Below are 21,074 nucleotides of genomic sequence, written 5' to 3'. Positions count from 1 at the left end.
CGCAGAGCGTGGGAACGATCATCTTCCAGCACCGCTAAAACTCAATAGAACTTCCAGCCTCGCGCAAACCTCATAGCTAACAAGTCCCCTCATTTTGGTAACAACATGGATCTTGTTATCGCACGTCCTGAAGGTTTGTACTGCCCCGCCGGCGATTTCTATATCGACCCGTGGCGGCCAGTCGAGCGTTCGGTCATCACTCATGCCCACGGCGACCATGCCAGAGGCGGCAACCAGCATTACCTGGCAGCCGCGCCCGGCGAAGGCATCCTGCGCGCTCGTCTGGGCGCAGACATCAACCTGCAAACCCTGCCTTACGGTCAACCGCTGACGCATCACGGCGTCACCCTGAGCTTTCACCCCGCCGGCCATGTACTTGGCTCAGCCCAAGTGCGTCTGGAATACGGTGGCGAAGTCTGGGTCGCCTCGGGCGATTACAAAATCGAGCCCGACGGCACCTGCACGCCGTTCGAACCCGTGCGCTGCGATACCTTCATCACTGAATCGACCTTCGGCCTGCCGATTTATCGCTGGCAACCCCAGGCGCAGGTCTTTGCCGAGATCAATCAGTGGTGGCAGGCCAATGCCGCCGCCGACAAAACCAGCGTGCTGTTCTGCTATTCCTTCGGCAAGGCCCAGCGCATTCTCCACGGCATCGACGCCAGCCTCGGCCCCATTCTGGTGCATGGCGCGGTGGAACCACTGAACCGGGTGTATCGCGAGAGCGGTATTTACTTACCGCCAACGATCTATGCCGGCGAGGTCAAAAAGAGCGATCCGATGATGCGCAAAGCCTTGGTCATCGCCCCACCTTCCGCTGGCGGCAGTACCTGGATGCGCCGATTCGGCGACTACAGCGACGGCTTCGCCAGCGGCTGGATGCGGTTGCGGGGTACACGGCGGCGGCGCGGCGTGGACCGTGGCTTCGTACTGTCTGACCACGCCGACTGGCCGGGCCTGCTCTGGGCCATCGAACAGACCGGTGCGGAACGGGTCCTGGTGACCCATGGTTCGGTGGGTGTACTGGTGCGCCATCTGCGCGAACAGGGTCTGGACGCCCAGAGTTTCAGCACCGAGTACGGCGACGATGAGGAAGAAAACGCAGCTGTCGAACCCGAGAACGCCGAGGTGCTGCCATGAAGGCCTTCGCCGAGTTATACGCCGAACTCGACGCCACAACATCGAGCAACGCCAAACTCGCGGCGATGCAAAACTACTTCGCCAAAGCCGCGCCGGAAGATGCCGCATGGGCTGTTTACTTTTTGTCCGGCGGACGACCTCGACAACTGGTGCCAGTGCGCATCCTGCGAGAGCTGGCGGTGGCGTCATCCGGCCTCTCGCCGTGGCTGTTTGAAGAGAGTTATCAGGCGGTCGGCGATCTGGCGGAAACCATTTCACTGGTATTGCCCGAAGCCCTTCACAGCTCCAACGATGGATTGGCGGTCTGGATTGAACACAAACTGCTGCCTCTGCGCGGTGAAACCCCGCAAATCCTCGCCGATCGACTGCCAGCCCTGTGGTCGCAACTGGACCGCCAGAGCCTGATGCTCTGCATCAAACTGATCACCGGCAGTTTCCGCGTCGGCGTATCCAAGTTGCTGGTAACCCGTGCCTTGGCGGCCATGGCCGGGCTCGACAGCAAACGAGTAGCCCAGCGACTGGTGGGTTACACCGACCTGTCCAACCGCCCGAGCGCGTCCGGTTATTTGATGCTGATCGCCGCTGAATCGTCTGACGAACATGCGCAACGCGGTGGTCAGCCCTACCCGTTTTTTCTCGCCCACGCGCTATCACAACCCGTTGAACAATTCGAAGCCCTGCTTGGCCCCGCCAGCCACTGGCAAGTGGAATGGAAGTGGGACGGCATCCGCGCGCAGGTAGTCAAACGCGACGGGCGACTGTGGATCTGGTCGCGAGGTGAAGAGCTGGTGACCGAGCGCTTCCCCGAACTCGATAGTCTGGTTCACTGCTTGCCCGATGGCACCGTGATTGACGGTGAAATCGTTGCTTGGAAAACCGCACAACCCACCACCGAGGACGCCTTCGACCCTCATTCCCCAGCCTCACCCGCGGTAAAACCTTTCGCTCTGCTGCAACAGCGGATCGGCCGTAAAACCCTGGACAAAAAAATTCTAGAAGAAGTGCCAGTGGTCGTCCTCGCCTACGACCTGCTGGAATGGCAGGGTGAAGACTGGCGCAATCAGACTCAGGCCACGCGTCGCACTCAGCTGGAACAGGTGGTGAAAACCTGCGCTAACCCGGCGCTGCTGCCCTCGCCTGTGCTCACTGGCGAAAACTGGTTCGACCTCGCCCGACAACGGGAAGCCTCCCGCAGTCTCGGTGTCGAAGGCATGATGCTCAAAGCTCGGGATGCGCTGTATGGCGTGGGGCGGACCAAGGACATGGGCGTCTGGTGGAAATGGAAAGTCGACCCGTTTATCGTTGACGCGGTGCTGATCTATGCGCAACGCGGGCATGGTCGCCGCGCCAGTCTCTACAGCGATTACACCTTCGCTGTGTGGGACGGGCCGCCTGAGGCGAGCGAACGCACACTGGTACCGTTCGCCAAGGCCTATTCAGGGCTGACCGACGAAGAAATGCGCCAGGTCGACAGCATCGTGCGCAAGACCACCGTAGAGAAATTCGGGCCGGTGAGCAGTGTGACGCCGAGTCTGGTGTTTGAACTGGGGTTTGAGGGCATCGCTCTGTCCAAACGATACAAGAGCGGGATTGCGGTGCGGTTTCCGAGGATGTTGCGTTGGCGGCAGGATAAGTCGGTTGAGGAGGCGGACAATCTTCGGACGTTGCAGGATTTACTCGGCTGACGATCCGGCTGCGCCCCACTTCAGTGCATAAAATTTTCGATGCCCGTTTTCGTGCACAATCGCATATTGCCACTTCTTGTATTACCTTTTAAAACACTTGTTCGGGACTCTGGTTCGGAAATTGCTACTTTCAGTACGTCTTACGCTTTCCAGTAACAATAATTCTGCGCCACAAGCGCTCATATTGGTTCTTAGGGATTGAATAATGAAAAAAGCATTGCTGACCCTTTCTGCACTGGCGTTGTGCATGGCAGCCGGTTCCGCGCTGGCCAAGGAATACAAAGAATTGCGTTTTGGCGTTGACCCTTCCTACGCTCCGTTTGAATCGAAAGCGGCTGACGGTAGCCTGGTAGGCTTCGACATCGATCTGGGTAACGCGATCTGCGCCGAGCTGAAGGTCAAGTGCAAATGGGTCGAAAGCGATTTCGACGGCATGATTCCGGGCCTGAAGGCCAATAAATTCGACGGTGTGATCTCTTCGATGACCGTCACCCCGGCCCGCGAAAAAGTCATCGACTTCTCCAGCGAGCTGTTCTCCGGTCCGACTTCCTTGGTATTCAAGAAGGGTTCCGGCCTGAGCGAAGATACTGCTTCGCTGAAGGGCAAAACCGTCGGTTACGAGCAAGGCACCATCCAGGAAGCCTATGCCAAAGCCGTGCTGGACAAGGCTGGCGTGAAAACCCAGGCCTACGCCAACCAGGACCAGGTCTATGCTGACCTGACCTCCGGTCGTCTGGACGCCTCGATTCAGGACATGCTGCAAGCCGAACTGGGCTTTTTGAAGTCGCCACAAGGTGCAGATTACGAAGTCAGCAAGCCAGTGGATGATCCTCTGCTGCCAGCCAAAACGGCTGTCGGTATCTCGAAAGGTAACAAAGACCTCAAGGCACTTTTGGATAAAGGTATCAAAGCGTTACACGACGATGGCACCTACGCCACCATTCAGAAGAAACACTTTGGCGATCTGAATCTGTACAGCGGCAAATAATGCCCGGCGCCCATCTCGCGATGGGCGCTTTTTTCATCCGATCAGGTTGCTGATTTATGTTCGAAAACCTACTACAAAACCTGGGGCTCTCAGCCTTCAGCCTCAAGGGCTTCGGTCCGTTGCTGATGGAAGGCACCTGGATGACCATCAAATTATCGGTGTTGTCGCTGTTGGTGGCCGTTTTGCTCGGCTTGCTCGGCGCCAGTGCCAAGCTGTCAAAAGTCAAACTGGTGCGCGTCCCGGCTCAGCTCTACACAACGCTGATTCGCGGCGTGCCGGACCTTGTGCTGATGCTGTTGATTTTCTACAGCCTGCAAACCTGGTTGACGTCGTTCACCGATTTCATGGAATGGGAATATATCGAGATCAACCCGTTCAGCGCCGGGGTCATCACCCTGGGCTTCATTTATGGCGCGTATTTCACCGAAACCTTCCGTGGCGCGATTCTCGCGGTGCCACGGGGCCAGGTCGAAGCCGCCACCGCTTATGGACTCAAACGCGGCCAGCGTTTTCGTATCGTGGTGTTCCCGCAGATGATGCGTTTTGCCCTGCCGGGTATCGGTAACAACTGGATGGTGATGCTCAAGGCCACCGCACTGGTCTCGATCATCGGCCTTGCCGACCTGGTCAAGGCTGCGCAGGATGCCGGCAAAAGCACCTACCAGTTGTTCTACTTCCTGGTCCTTGCAGCGCTGATTTACCTGCTGATCACCAGCGCGTCCAACGTCGTCCTGCGCTGGCTCGAACGCCGCTACGCCGCCGGCTCCCGGGAGGCCGTACGATGATCGAACTCTTGCAGGAATACTGGAAACCCTTCCTTTATACCGACGGCTACAACATTACCGGCCTGGCCATGACCATGTGGCTGCTCAGTGCGTCGATCTTCATCGGTTTTCTGGTGTCGATTCCGCTCTCCATCGCCCGGGTTTCGCCGCACTTCTACATCCGCTGGCCAGTGCAGTTCTACACCTACCTGTTCCGCGGTACGCCGCTCTATATCCAGCTGCTGATTTGCTACACCGGTATCTACAGCCTGGCCGCCGTACGCGCTCAACCGGTGCTGGACAGCTTCTTTCGCGACGCGATGAACTGCACCATCCTGGCCTTCGCCCTGAACACTTGCGCCTACACCACGGAGATTTTCGCCGGGGCAATTCGCAGCATGGCTCATGGTGAAGTCGAAGCGGCCAAGGCTTACGGTCTGACAGGCTGGAAGCTTTATGCCTACGTGATCATGCCCTCGGCCCTGCGTCGTTCGTTGCCTTATTACAGCAACGAAGTGATTCTGATGCTGCACTCGACGACCGTGGCGTTCACCGCGACCATCCCGGACATATTGAAAGTCGCGCGGGATGCCAACTCGGCGACCTTCCTGACCTTCCAGTCGTTCGGCATCGCCGCGCTGATCTACCTGACCGTTACCTTTGCGCTGGTCGGCCTGTTCCGCCTCGCCGAACGCCGATGGCTGGCCTTCCTCGGGCCGACCCACTAGGACCCGCTTTCAGGAATAAAGAGACGAACATGCGCCACCAGATTCATGACCTGCTGGCCCCACTGCCGGGGACCGCACGACAGATTCACAGCTTTCACTTCGGCCCATCGTCGGCCAAAGGCAAGATCTACATCCAGTCGTCCCTGCATGCCGACGAAATGCCGGGCATGCTGGTGGCCTGGCACCTCAAGCAGCGTCTGGCGGAGCTGGAAGCCACCGGCCGTTTGCGCAGCGAAATCGTGCTGGTGCCGATAGCCAACCCGGTCGGCCTCGAACAAGTGCTGATGGATGTGCCGCTGGGCCGTTACGAACTGGAAAGCGGGCAGAACTTCAATCGCTGGTTCGTCGATTTGAGCGAAGCCGTCGGCAACGAGATCGAAGGCCAACTCGGCGACGATCCGCAGCTCAACCTCGAACTGATTCGCAGCTGCCTGCGCAATACCCTCGCTCAGCAAACTGCCAGCACGCAACTGCAATCCCAGCGCCTGATCCTGCAACGGCTGGCTTGCGATGCCGACATGGTGCTGGACCTGCATTGCGATTTCGAAGCGGTCGCCCACCTTTACACCACGCCCGAAGCCTGGCCGCAGGTCGAGCCGCTGGCGCGGTACATCGGGGCCGAAGCCAGTCTGCTGGCCACCGATTCTGGCGGTCAGTCGTTCGATGAATGCTTCACCCTGCTCTGGTGGCAGTTGAAGGAGCGCTTCGGCGAACACTTCGACATTCCGCTGGGCAGTTTTTCGGTCACCGTTGAATTGCGCGGTCAGGGCGACGTCAATCACCCGTTGGCCAGCCTCGATTGCCAGGCGCTGGTCAATTACCTGATTCACTTCGGCGCCATTGCTGGCGAACCCGCTCCGCTGCCCGAACTGCCCTACCCGGCCACGCCGCTGGCTGGCGTAGAACCGGTGGCAACACCGGTCGGCGGGCTGCTGGTGTTCACCGCACTGCCGGGGGAATACCTCGAAGCCGGGCAACTGATCGCCGAAATCATCGACCCGATCAATGATCGCGTCACCCCCGTTCATTGCACTTCCGCCGGGCTTATGTACGCCCGCTCGCTGCGACGCATGGCCACTGCCGGCATGGTGATCGCCCACGTTGCGGGCACCGAAGCCTATCGCAGCGGCTACCTACTTTCGCCTTGAGGATGCATGCCCCATGTACAAACTGACCATTGAAGGCCTGCATAAAAGCTATGGCGATCATGAAGTACTCAAAGGCGTTTCGCTCAAGGCCAACACCGGCGACGTCATCAGCCTGATCGGCGCCAGCGGCTCGGGCAAAAGTACCTTCCTGCGTTGCATCAACTTTCTCGAACAACCCAACGACGGCGCCATGAGCCTGGACGGCCAGAATATCCGCATGATCAAGGATCGCCACGGCATGCACGTGGCCGACGCCGATGAACTGCAACGGATTCGCACCCGCCTGGCCATGGTGTTCCAGCACTTCAACTTGTGGAGCCACATGACGGTGCTGGAAAACATCACCATGGCGCCGCGCCGGGTGTTGGGTTGCAGTAAGAAAGAGGCCGAAGACCGTGCCCACCGTTACCTCGACAAAGTCGGGCTGGCGGCGCGGGTGGCCGATCAGTACCCGGCGTTCCTGTCCGGCGGTCAGCAGCAACGGGTCGCCATTGCCCGCGCATTGGCCATGGAACCGGAAGTCATGCTGTTCGACGAACCGACCTCAGCGCTCGACCCGGAACTGGTGGGCGAAGTGCTCAAAGTGATCCAGGGCCTGGCCGAAGAAGGCCGGACCATGATCATGGTCACCCACGAAATGAGCTTCGCCCGCAAAGTATCGAGTCAGGTGTTGTTCCTGCACCAAGGGTTGGTGGAGGAAGAAGGCGCACCGAACGACGTACTGGGCAATCCGAAAAGTGAGCGGCTGAAGCAGTTTTTGAGCGGCAATCTCAAGTAAACCTAAAACTCTGTAGGAGCGAAGCTTGCTCGCGAAGGCGGTGTGTCAGCCAACATTATCCTTGCCTGACACATCGCCTTCGCGAGCAAGCTTCGCTCCTACACGCCATTCGTTTTTCGGCAGGCGGCCATCACGCAACGGGCGCGGGAGGCGGCTCATCCGGCAGGGTGGGCTCACCGGGCTCGGTAGGTTGTTCGTTGGGCGTATCGGGATCAGGCTGACCGGGGATGCCCCCTGCCATGCTGACGGGTGGGTGTGCCAACAAGGACCAGGCCAAAACGCCAACCTGATTGGGCTCAAGCCTTGCCAGTTCGGCACTTATTCGCGGATCGATCTTCATAAAGCACTCCTGAGCGATGGCCCCGTCCGCGTTGCGCGAACCGGGCAGTACACCCAATAGAGTGTCTACCCGCTCAAGAATTCCCACGACTTGCCAGACGAACGGATCAGGTGCGTGGCAGGGTGACGCCGCGCTGGCCCTGATACTTGCCGCCACGGTCCTTGTAGGACACTTCGCACTCTTCGTCGGATTCGAAAAACAGCATCTGAGCCACACCTTCGTTGGCGTAGATTTTTGCCGGCAACGTGGTGGTATTAGAGAATTCCAGGGTCACGTGGCCTTCCCACTCAGGCTCAAGCGGCGTCACGTTGACGATAATGCCGCAACGAGCGTAGGTGCTTTTACCCAGGCAGATAGTCAGCACATTGCGCGGAATACGAAAGAATTCCACGGTACGCGCCAAGGCAAAGGAGTTCGGCGGGATGATGCAGACATCGCTCTTGACGTCGACGAAGCTCTTCTCGTCGAAGTTCTTCGGATCAACGGTCGCCGAATTGATGTTGGTGAACACTTTGAATTCATCGGCGCAGCGTACGTCGTAGCCATAGCTCGACACGCCGTAGGAAATCACTCGCTCGGCGCCTTCGCCGCGCATCTGGCGCTCTACGAAGGGCTCGATCATGCCGTGCTCTTGCGCCATGCGGCGAATCCACTTGTCCGATTTGATGCTCATGGCGGGTGTCCTGAATAGCGAGGTGGAAAAATCTGTCCGGCATCTTACCGGGCGCGCGCTTCGGGTTCAAAGTCCGAGGCACAATTCTCGCCAATCCCCCGTGAAATCCGGCCCTTCGCCGCAATCGGGTGCACCGTCAGTCATGAAAACAGAGAAACCTTCGCAGGAAGCATTGGCACGTTCCGGAAAAAGGGTTAAGGTGGCGCCACTGTGCTGCTTGTGTCACTGAGAATCTCTACACGATATGTTGAATTTCGATCCAACCATCTACAAGAATTTTTCCTGCTCTTTGCACTCAGTCTCGGCCAGGGTTCTTCCTGCGTCGCAGTTATCTTTGTTCAAGGAGTTACACCATGTCTAATCGCCAAACTGGTACCGTTAAGTGGTTCAACGATGAAAAAGGCTTCGGCTTCATCACTCCACAATCCGGTGACGACCTGTTCGTTCACTTCAAAGCTATCCAATCCGACGGCTTCAAAAGCCTGAAAGAAGGCCAACAGGTTTCTTTCATCGCTACCCGCGGTCAGAAAGGCATGCAAGCTGAAGAAGTTCAAGTTATCTAACTTGTACTTGCTTTAGTAAAAAGCCCCGCCCTCAAAAGCGGGGCTTTTTTGTGCCTGTCTGTTTTGCAGGCAAAAAAAATCGCAGCCCATGGCTGCGATATTTTTTCGCCTTACCAGGCCACGCCAAACCCCGCGGTGTAGCGGGTCTTGTCCAGATCGGCATCGTCGGTACCGCTGATAATGTCTCGCTCGGCCTTCAGGTTAAGCGACGCCCATTCGGTCACCTTGTAGCGCAAGCCCATTTCGGCATCAAGCGCGTAATCCGCCACGCCCGACAACGGCTTACCCACTTCGCCATTCGTGAAGAACTCCACCTTCTTGCCGATCAGGTAGCGGTTGTAATCCCATTTCATCGCCAGGGAATAGAAGTTTTCTTTGCTGCCGTCGGCGAACTCATAGTCCGTGCGGTTGACCAGCGAGCCCAGGGAGAATGCGCCCAACTCGTTGTCCCAGAATTGGTAACCAGGGCCGGTACCGACTGTTCGCTGGCGGGCCAGGTCTTCGACCTTGTCGCGCTTATAGACAGCGCGCCCTTGCCAGAACCATTTTTCGGTCAGGAAGCGGTCGAGCGAGTATTCGCCCCGCAGGTTGTCCGTGGTGACTACGTCATCCTGGAACTCGCGGTTGTACTCGCCTTCCGCCGTGTGCCGCCACCGGCCATGGCGCGCAGTGGTTTTGAAGTCGATGTCGTAGTCATCGGTGTCTTTTTCTGCCCGCTGATAATCAAGCGCCGCGTCGACATTCCCCTTCCACACCAGATCCTCGACCACCGGTTTTGGCTTGAGAATCTGCTGGATACTGGCCAGTTCGACGGTCTTGGGAGCGTCGCCATTGGCCAAGGTGACCTTGCCGTCATCTGCCGCATGCAGCGCCTTGGCCTTTTCGCCGGTGTAGGCATCCTGTTTGACCAGCAACTGCTGATCACTTTCCAGGGTCTTAACCTGCTTCCAGTCGATTGGGACGGCACCGGCGTATTCGGTCTGGATCAACAGCTTGCCGCCATCGAAAACGGTGATCTTGCCGCTCAGCTTGTCACCGTTCTTCAACCAGACGGTATCGGCGAGCAAGGGCGTGGAGGCACTGGCGACAGCGAGGCACAGCAGAGTTCTGGACAACATAAGCAAATACAGGCTCAAGTTTGCGAAAAAAAGTCGGCATTATCCGTATGAATAAGACCCTAGCAAGCACTGACCCGACTATTTCTATTGAGTTCATTTCTCAATGGGTGATCCAGGATTTACTCTACAGACGGTAAGGTGAATTTTTTCAGGAACTGCGGACGTGACCGACTCAACCACTGAAACCGATAGCCCAGCGCAAATCCGACGCACGGCGCTCTACCTGACTCTGGCCCAAGTCCCCGAGGGCAAAGTCGTGAGTTACGGGCAGCTTGCCGAGCTGGCGGGATTGGGTCGCGCCGCCCGCTTCGTCGGGCGGACACTGAGCCAACTGCCGGGTGACAGCAAATTACCCTGGCACCGCGTGCTCGGTGCCGGCGGGCGTATCAGCCTGCCTGTGGGCAGCCCATCGGGGGATGAACAACGCGCGCGTTTGCGCATGGAGGGCATCAGTATCCTGAATAATCGTGTTGATATTCAGCGCCATGGCTGGCGCCCGGTAGAGCACAGCGGTTAGAGTGCGCGCTTTGTTTCCGTATTTCTTGAGGCAGACTTCAGCCCATGCCCCGTAAAACCTGGCGCGCCGCGCTCGCCGCCTATGCCAGCCCCTCGACGCTCGTACTGTTGCTGCTTGGTTTCGCCGCCGGCCTGCCCTACATGCTGGTGTTTTCGACACTTTCGGTCTGGCTGCGCGAAGCCGGCGTGGCTCGCGAAACCATCGGCTATGCAAGCCTGATCGGCCTGGCCTATGCCTTTAAGTGGGTCTGGTCACCGCTGCTCGACCAATGGCGCCTGCCATTGCTCGGCAAGCTCGGTCGACGACGTTCCTGGCTGGTGCTTTCCCAGGCGCTGGTCATCCTCGGTCTGTTCGGGATGGGCTTCTGCGACCCGCAAAAACATTTGTCCTGGCTGATCGCCATTGCAGTGGTCGTCGCCTTCGCCTCGGCGACGCAAGACATCGCGATCGACGCCTATCGCCTGGAAATCGCCGAAGACAGTCGCCAGGCCGCGCTTGCCGCCAGTTATATGTCCGGTTATCGCATCGCAGCGTTGCTGGCCACCGCCGGCGCCCTGTTCTTTGCCGAAGGCTTCGGTTCCACCGGTTTCAACTACCAGCATTCAGCATGGGCCGGCACTTACGTGCTGTTCGGCGCCCTGATGGTTCCGGCACTGCTGACCTCCCTCTTCATGCGCGAACCGCCGGTGCCCCTGCGCACGCAACTTCAGGCCGGGCGCTACAGCTTTGTGCATCAACTGGCGTCGGTGTTTGTGTTGATCGTGCTGCTGATTTCCGTGCCGGCCATGTTCACCCAGTTGTACAACACCGATTTCGCCAGCGTGCTGTTCGACGGGGTGAGCCTGCTCGACCTGCTGCTCGAAGACCGCGCGTTCCTGCGGGCAATCCTCTACACCACGCTCACGGCTATCTGCCTGTCGGCCATAGGCCGCCGCGGCTTGGCGCCAGTGCTGACGCCGGTCAACGATTTCATTCTGCGTTACCGCTGGCAGGCTTTGCTGCTGCTTGGCCTGATCGCCACCTATCGGATGTCCGATACGGTCATGGGCGTGATGGCCAATGTGTTCTACATCGACCAGGGCTTCACCAAGGATCAGATTGCCAGCGTTAGCAAGATCTTTGGCCTGATCATGACCCTGGTCGGTGCCGGCATGGGCGGCTTGCTGATCGTGCGCTTCGGCATCTTGCCGATCCTGTTCATCGGCGGCATTGCGTCGGCCGGCACCAACCTGCTGTTCCTGATGCTCGCCGACATGGGCGCCAACCTGAACATGCTGATCCTCACCATTTCCCTGGATAACTTCAGTTCGGGCCTGGCGACCTCGGCGTTTGTCGCCTACCTGTCGAGCCTGACCAACTTGAAGTTCTCTGCGACCCAGTACGCCCTGCTCAGCTCGATCATGCTCTTGCTGCCACGCCTGATCGGCGGCTACTCGGGGGTCATGGTGGAGAAATTCGGCTATCACAACTTCTTCCTGATCACTGCCCTGCTGGGCGTACCGACGCTGCTGTTGATCGCGTTGCACTGGTTCCAGGAGAGCCGCCGCGAAGGTCCGACACCAACGCCAACGCCAGAACCGGTTCCGACCCAGGTCGCGGAAGAATCGTAGGAAGCATCGCAGAGGGCGCGTGATTCCCGCCCTCCTGCCACACCGCCGACCGCACGCCTGTACGCCAGCAGATCTCGCCCGTACAATGCTCCGTCATTTCTCGTCATCAGCAACCGACAACGGCCAACCATGCGCACCAGTCAATTTTTGCTCGCCACACAGAAAGAAACGCCTTCCGACGCGGTCGTGATCAGCCATCAGCTGATGCTGCGCGCCGGCATGATCCGCAAACTCGCCTCGGGCCTGTACACCTGGCTGCCGATGGGCTTGCGAGTGATGCGCAAGGTTGAAGCCGTCGTTCGTGAAGAAATGAACGCCGCTGGCTCTCTCGAAGTGTTGATGCCGAGCACCCAACCGGCTGAGCTGTGGCAGGAATCCGGTCGCTGGGAAGAATACGGCCCTGAATTGTTGCGCTTCAAGGATCGCCACGGTCGCGACTTCTGTGCCGGTCCGACTCACGAAGAAGTCATCACCGACCTGATGCGCAACGAGTTGAGCAGCTACAAACAGCTGCCGATCAACCTGTACCAGATCCAGACCAAATTCCGTGACGAAATTCGTCCACGCTTCGGTTTGATGCGCGGTCGCGAATTCATCATGAAGGACGCCTACTCCTTCCACGCTGACCAGCCATCGCTGCAGGTCACCTACGACCGCATGCACCAGGCGTATTGCAACGTGTTCACCCGTCTGGGCCTGAAGTTCCGCCCGGTTGAAGCCGACAACGGCTCGATCGGTGGCGCCGGCTCCCACGAGTTCCACGTACTGGCCGAATCCGGCGAAGACGACATCGTCTTCAGCAACGGCTCCGACTACGCCGCGAACATCGAGAAAGCAGAAGCCGTGCCGCGCGAAGCTTCCCGCGCCGCACCGACCGAAGCGCTGCGCCTGGTCGACACGCCGAACGCCAAGACCATCGCGCAATTGGTCGAAGGCTTCAACCTGCCGATCGAAAAGACCATCAAGACCCTGGTGGTTCACGCTGAAGAGCAAGGCAAGCTGATTGCCCTGATCATCCGTGGCGACCACGAGCTCAACGAAATCAAGGCCGCCAACCAGCCAGGCGTTGCCAGCCCGCTGGTCATGGCGTCCGAAGCCGAACTGCGCGACGCCATTGGCGCTGGCGCCGGTTCCCTCGGCCCGTTGAACCTGCCACTGCCAATCATCATCGACCGCTCTGTCGAGCTGATGAGCGACTTCGGTATCGGCGCGAACATCGACGACAAGCACTACTTCGGCGTGAACTGGGAGCGCGATCTGCCAGTTCCGACCGTTGCTGACCTGCGCAACGTCGTCGCTGGCGACCCAAGCCCTGACGGCAAAGGCACACTGGAAATCAAGCGCGGCATCGAAGTCGGGCACATCTTCCAGCTGGGCAACAAGTACAGCAAAGCGATGAAGTGCGAAGTGCTGGGCGAGAATGGCAAGCCGGTCACTCTGGAAATGGGTTGCTACGGCATCGGCGTTTCCCGCGTGGTGGCTGCAGCGATCGAGCAGAACAACGACGCAAACGGCATCATCTGGAGCGACACGCTGGCGCCGTTCCAGATCGCTCTGGTACCGCTGCGCTACGAAACCGAACAGGTTCGCGAAGCCACCGACAAGCTGTATGCAGAACTGACTGCAGCCGGCTTCGAAGTATTGCTGGACGACCGCGACAAAAAAACCAGCCCGGGCATCAAGTTCGCGGACATGGAGCTGATCGGCATTCCTCACCGGATCGTGGTCAGTGACCGCGGCCTCGCCGAAGGCAATCTGGAATACAAGAGCCGTACCGAACCCGAAGCGCAAGCGCTGCCGGTCGCTGACGTGCTGTCCTTCCTCCAGGCCCGTATCCGCCGCTGACACCAGATAGAGAAGTCATGTTCAAGCGAAACACCTTAGGCCTCGGTGGTGCCGCCCTGTGCGGCACCCTGCTGGTCAGCGGCTGTGCCAATCACATGTCGCAACGCAGCGAGCACGAGGAACGTGTCGAGCGCAAATTGCTCGATCACAGCCTGCAGATCGATGTCGGCGAGCCAAAGGTGCTTGAGCTGCCGCAGCGTCGGGTGAAGATCCACGAGCAGAAGACTTTCGAAGTCACCGAATTCGAAGTCACACGCCACTACGATCGCTACACGCCTTACCAACCCTGGCGGGAGGCTTACGAGATCCCGCTGGGTGCGGTGGCCGTGGTGGCCGGTGTCGGTGCGAACGTGGTCAACGTGTTCGCTCTCGGTAACCTGCCGGACAGCGTGACGAAAGATTGGTTGAGCTACGGTTTCGCCGGGCTCAACCCGTTCATGAACGTGCAGTCTCATGGTCGCGCGCAGCAGAACCTGGCGGGAATCGACGAGGTCCAGCTCGACAAGCGCACCGAATACTCGAGCCTGCCATGGAGCGAGCGTCCGGTTGAGGTCAAGGCCGGCAAGGAAACGTTCGAGCTGAGCACCGACAAAAACGGCGTATTGCGCGTGAACCTGCTGGACAGCCCTTTCGCCGAACATGACATCAATCATCTGAGCCGACTGCTGATCAGTGTCGAAGATGCCCAAGACGATGTGCACACCGATTCGTCCCTGGCGGTCAGTAGTTCCTTGCGTGGCAAGCTGCTCGAAGCTCACGGGCTGATTTACGACGACCTCGAAGACGACGAAGTGAGCCAGTGGGTACACCGGGTCAAACGTCTGTCGGAACTGGGCCTGGAAGAAGAAGCCACCGAGCTGGAACAGAGCCTGATCGAACTGACGCGCAACGATCCTGAGTTGCAGACCGAATTCCTCAAGTCGTTGACCAAGGATGCCGGGCGACTGGTAGCGGATCCGGGACCGAATTAAGGCCTAAAAGCTTCGCGGGCAAGCCTCGCTCCTACAGGTATCGCATATTCCTGTAGGAGCGAGGCTTGCCCGCGAAGAGGCCCTTACATTCACCACAGATCTACCGCTCAAACAACTCCATCTGCTCAAACCCACCGCGCAAATCCTCCAGCCGCACTCCAATTCCCAGCAACCGCACCGGTTTCCCGCCGCGATTGAACGCCTGGGTCAGCAATAACTGATAGCTCCCCAAATCCCGCCCTGCCCCGGCCTGCTCCAGAGTGGTCTGGGTGAAGTCATGGAATTTCACTTTGACGAACGGCTTGCCCGGCCGATAGCTGCTGTCGATCCGCGCCATGCGGCCGGCGAGGGTTTCCAGCAACTGGGGTAATTTATCAAGGCAGCTCACCAGATCCGGCAGGTCCACGTCGTAGGTGTTTTCGACACTGATCGACTGCCGGCGACTGTCGTTGTGCACCAACCGGTCATCGATCCCACGAGCCAGGCTCCAGAGTCGCTCGCCGAAGCTGCCAAATTCCCGCACAAGCGCCAACTTGTCCCATTCGCGCAGATGCGAGCAATCAACAATGCCCAGCTTGCCCAGTTTGTCTGCGGTCACTTTGCCAACGCCGTGCAGCTTGCTCACCGGCAAGCCACTGACAAAATCCTCGACCTGATCCGGCGTGATGACGAACAAGCCGTTGGGCTTCTTCCAGTCGCTGGCTATCTTGGCCAGAAACTTGTTCGGCGCTACGCCCGCCGAAACGGTGATGTGCAGTTGATTAGAGACACGACGGCGAATGTCTTGGGCGATCCGCGTGGCGCTGCCGCCGAAATGCGCGCACTCCGACACGTCGAGGTAGGCCTCATCCAGCGAAAGCGGCTCGATCAAGTCGGTGTAATCGCGAAATATTGTGTGAATTTCCTTCGAGGCCTCTCTATAGGCCTCCATGCGCGGCTTGACGATGGTCAGGTCGGGGCACAGCTTCAAGGCATGTCCGGAAGACATGGCCGAGCGCACCCCATACGCCCGCGCTTCATAATTGCAGGTGGCGATCACACCACGTCGATCCGCCGAACCACCCACCGCCAGAGGCTTACCGGCCAGGCGCGGGTCGTCACGCATCTCGATGGCGGCGTAGAAGCAGTCACAATCGACGTGGATGATTTTTCGCTGCGTCATATAAAAGCAGTGTTCATGGTGAAGAAATGGAGTCTTGGCGAGTCAGATCGGCAGTATCTCACTGACACCTGTATATAGCACCAGTACTCCGAATGTTCTTTTTCACTCGTAGGAAAAGTGCCGGATGAATTTAATTTTTCAATCGAAAAGCTTCGCCCGATAGAGCTGAAAGCCTTGCCACACTAGCCTTTCAGCCGATCACACGGCCCTCTTTTCAAGCTAAGCGATTGAACGGGAAGAGGTTTTTTCTGGATTGAAGGTTGACAGCCCGCCGATCCTCTGTAGAATGCCGACACACAGACGCGGGATGGAGCAGTCTGGTAGCTCGTCGGGCTCATAACCCGAAGGTCGTCGGTTCAAATCCGGCTCCCGCAACCAAACATCAAAAAAGGCTACTCGAAAGAGTGGCCTTTTTTGTGCGCGCTTGTTTTGCACAGATGAAGTGCTTACACCTGCACGGCGCAGAAATGAGAAATCGTTCTGATTCCGAAGCTTAGGTCTCCCTCACGACCGTCCGCCGTTCATTTATACTTATTTGACCCTATTCAGGATTAACGGTTGACACTCCGGCGTTCGCCTGTAGAATGCCGCCACACAGACGCGGGATGGAGCAGTCTGGTAGCTCGTCGGGCTCATAACCCGAAGGTCGTCGGTTCAAATCCGGCTCCCGCAACCAAACATCAAAAAAGGCTACTCGAAAGAGTGGCCTTTTTTGTATCTGTTGAAAAAGTCCTTTCGCAACAATGATCTGCCACTGTGTAGTGAGCCGTTCGGGATCACCCATACGCTGAGCCCAGACTATGCTGAACCGCAGACAAAACCCTCTACGACTGATGACGTACCATCGCCGATACCCGGTGAGAGGCGTTAATATTTGTGATTATTTTTTTCTACAGGGATTGGTAACTTGGCTGGATACCCCCATCCTGTCGCGCACAATCCAAGAGGTGATTGATGCGCGCCAACTCGTCTGATCCACAAGACACCGTCACAGCGACACAACCGATCAAGGCCGAGCGTCTGCGCTTGCTTGATCGAATCAGCAAATACCGCCAGCCCATCGGCCTGGCAGTCACTTTGCTGTTGTTCGCTATCGCGCTGATTGCCTGTCGCCACCTGCTGAGCGAACTCGATCTGTACGCTCTGCACGACTCGATTCTCGACGTTCCGAAACCGGCATTATTGGGCGCGCTGGGCGCGACCGTGATCGGCTTCATCATTCTGCTGGGCTACGAATGGTCGGCCAGCCGCTACGCGGGCGTGGAACTGGCGCCGCGAATCCTGGCCCTGGGCGGGTTCACCGCATTCGCCATCGGCAATGCCATCGGCCTTTCGATGCTCTCGGGAGGCTCGGTTCGTTACCGTTTATATGCACGTCATGGCCTGGGAGCGTCTGAAGTCGCCCACATGACGCTGTTCGCCAGCCTCTCGCTCGGCTGCGCCCTACCCCCCCTGGCCGCACTCGCCACCCTCAGCAACCTGCCGGCGGCCTCTACCGCCCTGAGTCTGTCCGAGACGTTACTCGGCGCGATTGCGTTGGCCGTACTGCTGCTGTTCACGGTGCTGGCCATCGGCATCTACCGCCGCCGCCTGCCAGAACAGCCTTATCCAGACAACTTGCTGGTCAAGGTTGGGCGCCGCACCTTGCGCCTGCCGGGCCGTCGCCTGACGTTCCTGCAACTGATCATCACGGCCCTGGACGTCGCCGCCGCGGCAACCGTGCTCTATCTGCTGCTGCCTGAAGCCCCGCCTTTCGGCGCGTTCCTGCTGGTGTACCTGCTGGCCCTGGCCGCCGGCGTGCTCAGCCACGTTCCCGGCGGGGTCGGGGTGTTCGAAGCGATTCTGCTGGCCGCGTTCTCCGACACACTCGGCGCCGCGCCACTTGCTGCCGCCCTGCTGCTCTATCGCCTGATCTACGTAGTGCTGCCGTTGCTGGTGGCCTGCGTATTCCTGCTGATCAACGAAGGTCAGCGCCTGTTTCAATCGCGTCAGTCCTTGAGGGTTGCGTCCGGCCTGGCCGCGCCGATTCTAGCGGTGCTGGTATTTCTGTCCGGCGTGGTGCTGTTGTTCTCCGGTGCCACCCCGGAAATCGACACACGCCTGGAACACATCGGTTTTCTGATCCCGCATCGATTGGTCGACGCCTCACACTTCGGTGCCAGCCTGATCGGTGTGCTTTGCTTGCTGCTGGCTCAAGGGCTGCGCCGCCGACTGTCGGCCGCCTGGATGTTGACCACCATATTGTTGCTGGTCGGTGCCCTGCTCTCCCTGCTCAAGGGCTTTGACTGGGAAGAAGCCTGCCTGCTGGCCCTGACTGCGAGCCTGTTGGGGGTTTTCCGCAGCTCGTTCTATCGCCCCAGCCGTCTGACCGAAGTACCGTTCTCGCCGCTGTATCTGGTGTCCAGCCTGTGCGTACTCGGTGCGTCGATCTGGCTGTTGCTGTTCGCCTATCAGGACGTCCCGTACAGCCACCAACTCTGGTGGCAGTTCACCCTCGACGCCGATGCCCCGCGTGGCTTGCGCTCGCTGCTCGGTGCCGCAGTTCTGCTGGTGGTGGTGTCGCTGACCTGGCTGCTGCGCACCGCGCGCCCGGTGATCCATCTGCCGACACCGGATGAACTGGATCGCGCGGTAAAGATCCTCATGGCTTCGTCCCAACCCGACGGCGGCCTCGCGCTGACCGGTGACAAAGCGTTGCTGTTCCACCCCAACGACGAGGCGTTCCTGATGTACGCTCGCCGTGGTCGCAGCCTGGTGGCCTTGTATGACCCGATCGGCCCGACCCAGCAACGGGCGGAAATGATCTGGCAGTTCCGCGACCTCTGCGACATCCACCACGCCCGCCCAGTGTTCTATCAAGTGCGCGCCGAGAACCTGCCGTACTACATGGACATCGGCCTGACCGCGATCAAGCTCGGCGAAGAAGCCCGGGTCGATCTGCTTCGCTTTGATCTCGAAGCCAAGGGCAAAGAGATGAAAGACCTGCGTTACACCTGGAACCGTGGCACTCGCGATGGCTTGTCTCTGGAGATCTTTGATCCGGGGCAAGCGCCGATGGATGAGCTCAAGGTGATTTCCGATGCCTGGCTGACCGGAAAAAACGTGCGTGAGAAAGGTTTCTCCCTCGGCCGTTTCAGCGATGACTACATCAAGCATTTCCGAGTCGCCGTGATTCGTTTCGAAGGGCGCCCGGTGGCGTTCGCCAACCTGCTCGAGACCTACGGTCATGACCTGGCCAGCCTCGATCTGATGCGCGCGCACCCGGACGCCCCCAAGCTGACCATGGAGTTCATGATGGTCGGCCTGATTCAACATTATAAAAATCATGGATATGCGCGCTTCAGCCTGGGCATGGTGCCGTTGTCGGGGTTGCAACCCCGACGTGGTGCACCACTGACCCAGCGTCTGGGCTCGATGGTTTTCCGCCGTGGTGAGCAGCTCTACAACTTCCAAGGTTTGCGCCGCTTCAAAGACAAATTCCAGCCTGACTGGGAACCCCGTTATATGGCCGTGCCCGCCGGACTTGATCCGCTGGTTGCCCTGGCCGACACTGCTGCCCTGATTGCGGGCGGCTTGACTGGATTGGTGAAACGCTGATGATTCAACGCTCCTTGCGGTACGTACTGGCCACACTGGTAGTGCTGGCCCTGATTCTCGGTGGCGGTTACTGGTACCTGAAACGCCCGGCACCCGAACCGACCCTCGAACAGCTGACGCCGGCCGATGGCGCCGTGATGACCCGTGTCATTCCCGGTAACACGCCACGCGCCCAGGTGCTGGTGGCGGTCAATGAAGACCAGAAGCTCAGCGATAAACAATTAATAACCCTGAGCCGCACCGGCTCGGCGCAGATTATTCAGGTGATCCTGCCCAAAGACTGCCTGCTGCAAAGTCGCGCCCTGCAATCGGCCCTGAGAGAGCTCAAAGGCCCGGCGACCCTGGTCAGCGGTATCGGCCCTGGCGCCGTGCTGGCGTGGCGCTGGTTGTCCGAGCAAAAGAGCGACAAGGCCCAGGCCGTCTCGGTGGACCTGGCCCTGGAAAAACCCGGCTGCACTCACCTGCTGCCCAAAAACGCCGCTCACGGCCACTGGCTGGTGGCCTGGAACGACAACCCGGACGACACCAGCGCCGGCTTCGTGCGCGACCAACCCAACGCCGAAACCAGCATCAGCGACTACGACATCAACCTGCCGCAAGTGCTGAACAACGAACTGCGCAAGATCCTCGTTGGCGGCGATAAAGCCGCCGGCGGTCTGCAGATCCCGGTGGTCGAAGTGCCCGCCGGTCAAGCCAAGGACACCGTGACCCTGTTCCTGTCCGGTGACGGCGGCTGGCGCGACCTGGACCGCGACGTAGCGGGCGAGATGGCGAAGATCGGCTACCCGGTGGTCGGCATCGACACCTTGCGTTACTACTGGCAGCACAAGAGCCCTGAGCAAAGCGCTCTGGACCTGGCCGAACTGATGCAGCACTACCGTCAGAAATGGGGCACCAAGCGCTTCATCCTGACGGGCTACTCGTTCGGCGCCGACGTATTGCCGGCGATTTACAACCGTTTGGAAGCATCGGAACAGCAACGCGTCGACGCAATCATCCTGTTGGCTTTCGCCCGTACCGGCAGCTTCGAAATCGAAGTCGAAGGCTGGCTCGGCAACGCTGGCAAAGAAGCCGCCACCGGCCCGGAAATGGCCAAGCTGCCGCCGGAGAAAGTGGTGTGCATCTACGGTGAAGAAGAAGTCGACGAAAGCGGCTGCACCGACAAGACTGCGGTGGGCGAAGCGATGAAACTGCCAGGCGGTCATCACTTCGACGAGAACTACCCGGCCCTGGCCCAGCGCCTGGTGGATGTGATCGAGAAGCGTCAAGCGAAGGAGACGGCGGTTCAGGAATGATCTGAGTTCCGCTGACAAAAAAGCCCCCGCAGTCTCAAGGTTGCGGGGGCTTTTTTACATGTACAAACATAAAGCGCTACCAGCTAGCCGGACTTCATGTCGATGTTCTGTGCTTCCAAGGCTAAAGCTGAACATCTATCCACGTTACGTCA

General features: G+C 59.0%; 18 protein-coding genes and 2 tRNA genes. 16 read left to right on the top strand and 4 right to left on the bottom strand.

The genetic code is table 11. The features are described from left to right. The first annotated feature begins 105 nt into the window (after positions 1-105). The 7 genes from ACYZT5_RS31190 (at position 106) to ACYZT5_RS31160 (ending at position 7,231) form a co-directional block, all read left to right on the top strand. Positions 106-1,140, top strand: coding sequence for a ligase-associated DNA damage response exonuclease (locus ACYZT5_RS31190; protein WP_462048730.1), 1,035 nt, complete (start codon positions 106-108; stop codon positions 1,138-1,140). Next, positions 1,137-2,825, top strand: a complete 1,689-nt coding sequence (locus tag ACYZT5_RS31185) for an ATP-dependent DNA ligase (RefSeq protein WP_462048729.1) — start codon at positions 1,137-1,139, stop codon at positions 2,823-2,825. Before ACYZT5_RS31190 ends, ACYZT5_RS31185 begins: the two co-directional genes overlap by 4 nt. A gap of 205 nt (positions 2,826-3,030) precedes the next feature. After that, the gene (locus tag ACYZT5_RS31180) at positions 3,031-3,813 is read left to right on the top strand and encodes a transporter substrate-binding domain-containing protein (protein ID WP_462048728.1); all 783 of its coding nucleotides are present in this window, start codon (positions 3,031-3,033) and stop codon (positions 3,811-3,813) included. A gap of 56 nt (positions 3,814-3,869) precedes the next feature. Further along, the gene (locus ACYZT5_RS31175) at positions 3,870-4,598 is read left to right on the top strand and encodes an ABC transporter permease (protein ID WP_462048727.1); all 729 of its coding nucleotides are present in this window, start codon (positions 3,870-3,872) and stop codon (positions 4,596-4,598) included. Next, a complete protein-coding gene (locus ACYZT5_RS31170) occupies positions 4,595-5,305 on the top strand; it encodes an ABC transporter permease (protein WP_462048726.1) in 711 nt (236 codons plus the stop codon). Before ACYZT5_RS31175 ends, ACYZT5_RS31170 begins: the two co-directional genes overlap by 4 nt. A 29-nt stretch (positions 5,306-5,334) precedes the next feature. Beyond that, positions 5,335-6,453: a succinylglutamate desuccinylase/aspartoacylase family protein gene (locus tag ACYZT5_RS31165; protein WP_462048725.1), complete on the top strand. Its 1,119-nt coding sequence runs from the start codon at positions 5,335-5,337 to the stop codon at positions 6,451-6,453. A gap of 13 nt (positions 6,454-6,466) precedes the next feature. Beyond that, positions 6,467-7,231 (top strand): ABC transporter ATP-binding protein, encoded by a 765-nt coding sequence (locus ACYZT5_RS31160; RefSeq protein WP_462048724.1) that lies wholly within the window; start codon positions 6,467-6,469, stop codon positions 7,229-7,231. A gap of 130 nt (positions 7,232-7,361) precedes the next feature. Here ACYZT5_RS31160 and ACYZT5_RS31155 read toward each other — a convergent pair whose 3' ends face one another. Next, positions 7,362-7,571, bottom strand: a complete 210-nt coding sequence (locus ACYZT5_RS31155; protein ID WP_008060697.1) for a hypothetical protein — start codon at positions 7,569-7,571, stop codon at positions 7,362-7,364. Between the two features lie 106 nt (positions 7,572-7,677). After that, on the bottom strand, positions 7,678-8,244 hold the full coding sequence (gene dcd / locus ACYZT5_RS31150; protein ID WP_462024956.1) for a dCTP deaminase: 567 nt from the start codon (positions 8,242-8,244) through the stop codon (positions 7,678-7,680). A 353-nt stretch (positions 8,245-8,597) separates the two neighbouring features. Here dcd and ACYZT5_RS31145 point away from each other — a divergent pair, with 353 nt between their 5' ends. After that, entirely contained in the window at positions 8,598-8,807 is a 210-nt protein-coding gene (locus ACYZT5_RS31145) for a cold-shock protein (RefSeq protein ID WP_002554837.1), read from the top strand. Between the two features lie 110 nt (positions 8,808-8,917). Here the strand turns inward: ACYZT5_RS31145 and ACYZT5_RS31140 are convergent, their stop codons facing one another. Continuing rightward, entirely contained in the window at positions 8,918-9,925 is a 1,008-nt protein-coding gene (locus tag ACYZT5_RS31140) for a DUF481 domain-containing protein (RefSeq protein WP_462048723.1), read from the bottom strand. A gap of 163 nt (positions 9,926-10,088) precedes the next feature. Here ACYZT5_RS31140 and ACYZT5_RS31135 point away from each other — a divergent pair, with 163 nt between their 5' ends. From ACYZT5_RS31135 to ACYZT5_RS31120, 4 genes are all read left to right on the top strand, one after another. Then, positions 10,089-10,442, top strand: a complete 354-nt coding sequence (locus ACYZT5_RS31135) for an MGMT family protein (RefSeq protein WP_462048722.1) — start codon at positions 10,089-10,091, stop codon at positions 10,440-10,442. Between the two features lie 44 nt (positions 10,443-10,486). Beyond that, positions 10,487-12,052 carry an AmpG family muropeptide MFS transporter gene (locus ACYZT5_RS31130; protein WP_462048721.1) on the top strand — a complete coding sequence of 522 codons (1,566 nt, stop codon included), beginning with the start codon at positions 10,487-10,489 and terminating at the stop codon, positions 12,050-12,052. 129 nt (positions 12,053-12,181) lie between these two features. Continuing rightward, on the top strand, positions 12,182-13,897 hold the full coding sequence (locus ACYZT5_RS31125; RefSeq protein ID WP_462048720.1) for a proline--tRNA ligase: 1,716 nt from the start codon (positions 12,182-12,184) through the stop codon (positions 13,895-13,897). A 17-nt stretch (positions 13,898-13,914) separates the two neighbouring features. Then, positions 13,915-14,868 carry a hypothetical protein gene (locus ACYZT5_RS31120; protein ID WP_462048719.1) on the top strand — a complete coding sequence of 318 codons (954 nt, stop codon included), beginning with the start codon at positions 13,915-13,917 and terminating at the stop codon, positions 14,866-14,868. A 100-nt stretch (positions 14,869-14,968) separates the two neighbouring features. Here ACYZT5_RS31120 and dinB read toward each other — a convergent pair whose 3' ends face one another. Next, complete coding sequence (dinB, locus tag ACYZT5_RS31115; RefSeq protein ID WP_462048718.1) at positions 14,969-16,030, bottom strand: DNA polymerase IV; 1,062 nt, start codon at positions 16,028-16,030, stop codon at positions 14,969-14,971. Between the two features lie 301 nt (positions 16,031-16,331). On the opposite strand from dinB, the gene ACYZT5_RS31110 reads away from it, so the two are divergent. The 4 genes from ACYZT5_RS31110 to ACYZT5_RS31095 all read left to right on the top strand — a co-directional run bounded on the left by ACYZT5_RS31110 (position 16,332) and on the right by ACYZT5_RS31095 (position 20,922). Further along, a tRNA-Met gene (locus ACYZT5_RS31110) sits at positions 16,332-16,408 on the top strand. Positions 16,409-16,629: 221 nt separating this feature from the next. Next, positions 16,630-16,706 (top strand) — tRNA-Met (locus tag ACYZT5_RS31105). 278 nt (positions 16,707-16,984) lie between these two features. Further along, positions 16,985-19,627 carry a bifunctional lysylphosphatidylglycerol flippase/synthetase MprF gene (gene mprF, locus ACYZT5_RS31100; protein ID WP_462048717.1) on the top strand — a complete coding sequence of 881 codons (2,643 nt, stop codon included), beginning with the start codon at positions 16,985-16,987 and terminating at the stop codon, positions 19,625-19,627. Continuing rightward, positions 19,627-20,922: a virulence factor family protein gene (locus ACYZT5_RS31095; RefSeq protein WP_462048716.1), complete on the top strand. Its 1,296-nt coding sequence runs from the start codon at positions 19,627-19,629 to the stop codon at positions 20,920-20,922. The genes mprF and ACYZT5_RS31095 overlap by 1 nt, the downstream gene beginning before the upstream one ends. Positions 20,923-21,074 lie beyond the last annotated feature (152 nt).

This window comes from Pseudomonas sp. LB3P14, from assembly GCF_054898045.1.
Note: the sequence above shows the minus strand (reverse complement) of the source record. Positions and strands in the feature narration are given on the sequence as shown.

Coding starts and splice junctions, on each gene's coding strand:
- ACYZT5_RS31125 (WP_462048720.1), top strand. CDS start 12,182: ATGCGCACCAGTCAATTTTTGCTCGCCACACAGAAAGAAACGCCTTCC.
- ACYZT5_RS31190 (WP_462048730.1), top strand. CDS start 106: ATGGATCTTGTTATCGCACGTCCTGAAGGTTTGTACTGCCCCGCCGGC.
- ACYZT5_RS31180 (WP_462048728.1), top strand. CDS start 3,031: ATGAAAAAAGCATTGCTGACCCTTTCTGCACTGGCGTTGTGCATGGCA.
- ACYZT5_RS31095 (WP_462048716.1), top strand. CDS start 19,627: ATGATTCAACGCTCCTTGCGGTACGTACTGGCCACACTGGTAGTGCTG.
- ACYZT5_RS31160 (WP_462048724.1), top strand. CDS start 6,467: ATGTACAAACTGACCATTGAAGGCCTGCATAAAAGCTATGGCGATCAT.
- ACYZT5_RS31130 (WP_462048721.1), top strand. CDS start 10,487: ATGCCCCGTAAAACCTGGCGCGCCGCGCTCGCCGCCTATGCCAGCCCC.
- dinB (WP_462048718.1), bottom strand. CDS start 16,030: ATGACGCAGCGAAAAATCATCCACGTCGATTGTGACTGCTTCTACGCC.
- ACYZT5_RS31120 (WP_462048719.1), top strand. CDS start 13,915: ATGTTCAAGCGAAACACCTTAGGCCTCGGTGGTGCCGCCCTGTGCGGC.
- ACYZT5_RS31170 (WP_462048726.1), top strand. CDS start 4,595: ATGATCGAACTCTTGCAGGAATACTGGAAACCCTTCCTTTATACCGAC.
- ACYZT5_RS31140 (WP_462048723.1), bottom strand. CDS start 9,925: ATGTTGTCCAGAACTCTGCTGTGCCTCGCTGTCGCCAGTGCCTCCACG.
- ACYZT5_RS31165 (WP_462048725.1), top strand. CDS start 5,335: ATGCGCCACCAGATTCATGACCTGCTGGCCCCACTGCCGGGGACCGCA.
- ACYZT5_RS31185 (WP_462048729.1), top strand. CDS start 1,137: ATGAAGGCCTTCGCCGAGTTATACGCCGAACTCGACGCCACAACATCG.
- ACYZT5_RS31175 (WP_462048727.1), top strand. CDS start 3,870: ATGTTCGAAAACCTACTACAAAACCTGGGGCTCTCAGCCTTCAGCCTC.
- dcd (WP_462024956.1), bottom strand. CDS start 8,244: ATGAGCATCAAATCGGACAAGTGGATTCGCCGCATGGCGCAAGAGCAC.
- ACYZT5_RS31145 (WP_002554837.1), top strand. CDS start 8,598: ATGTCTAATCGCCAAACTGGTACCGTTAAGTGGTTCAACGATGAAAAA.
- ACYZT5_RS31155 (WP_008060697.1), bottom strand. CDS start 7,571: ATGAAGATCGATCCGCGAATAAGTGCCGAACTGGCAAGGCTTGAGCCC.
- mprF (WP_462048717.1), top strand. CDS start 16,985: ATGCGCGCCAACTCGTCTGATCCACAAGACACCGTCACAGCGACACAA.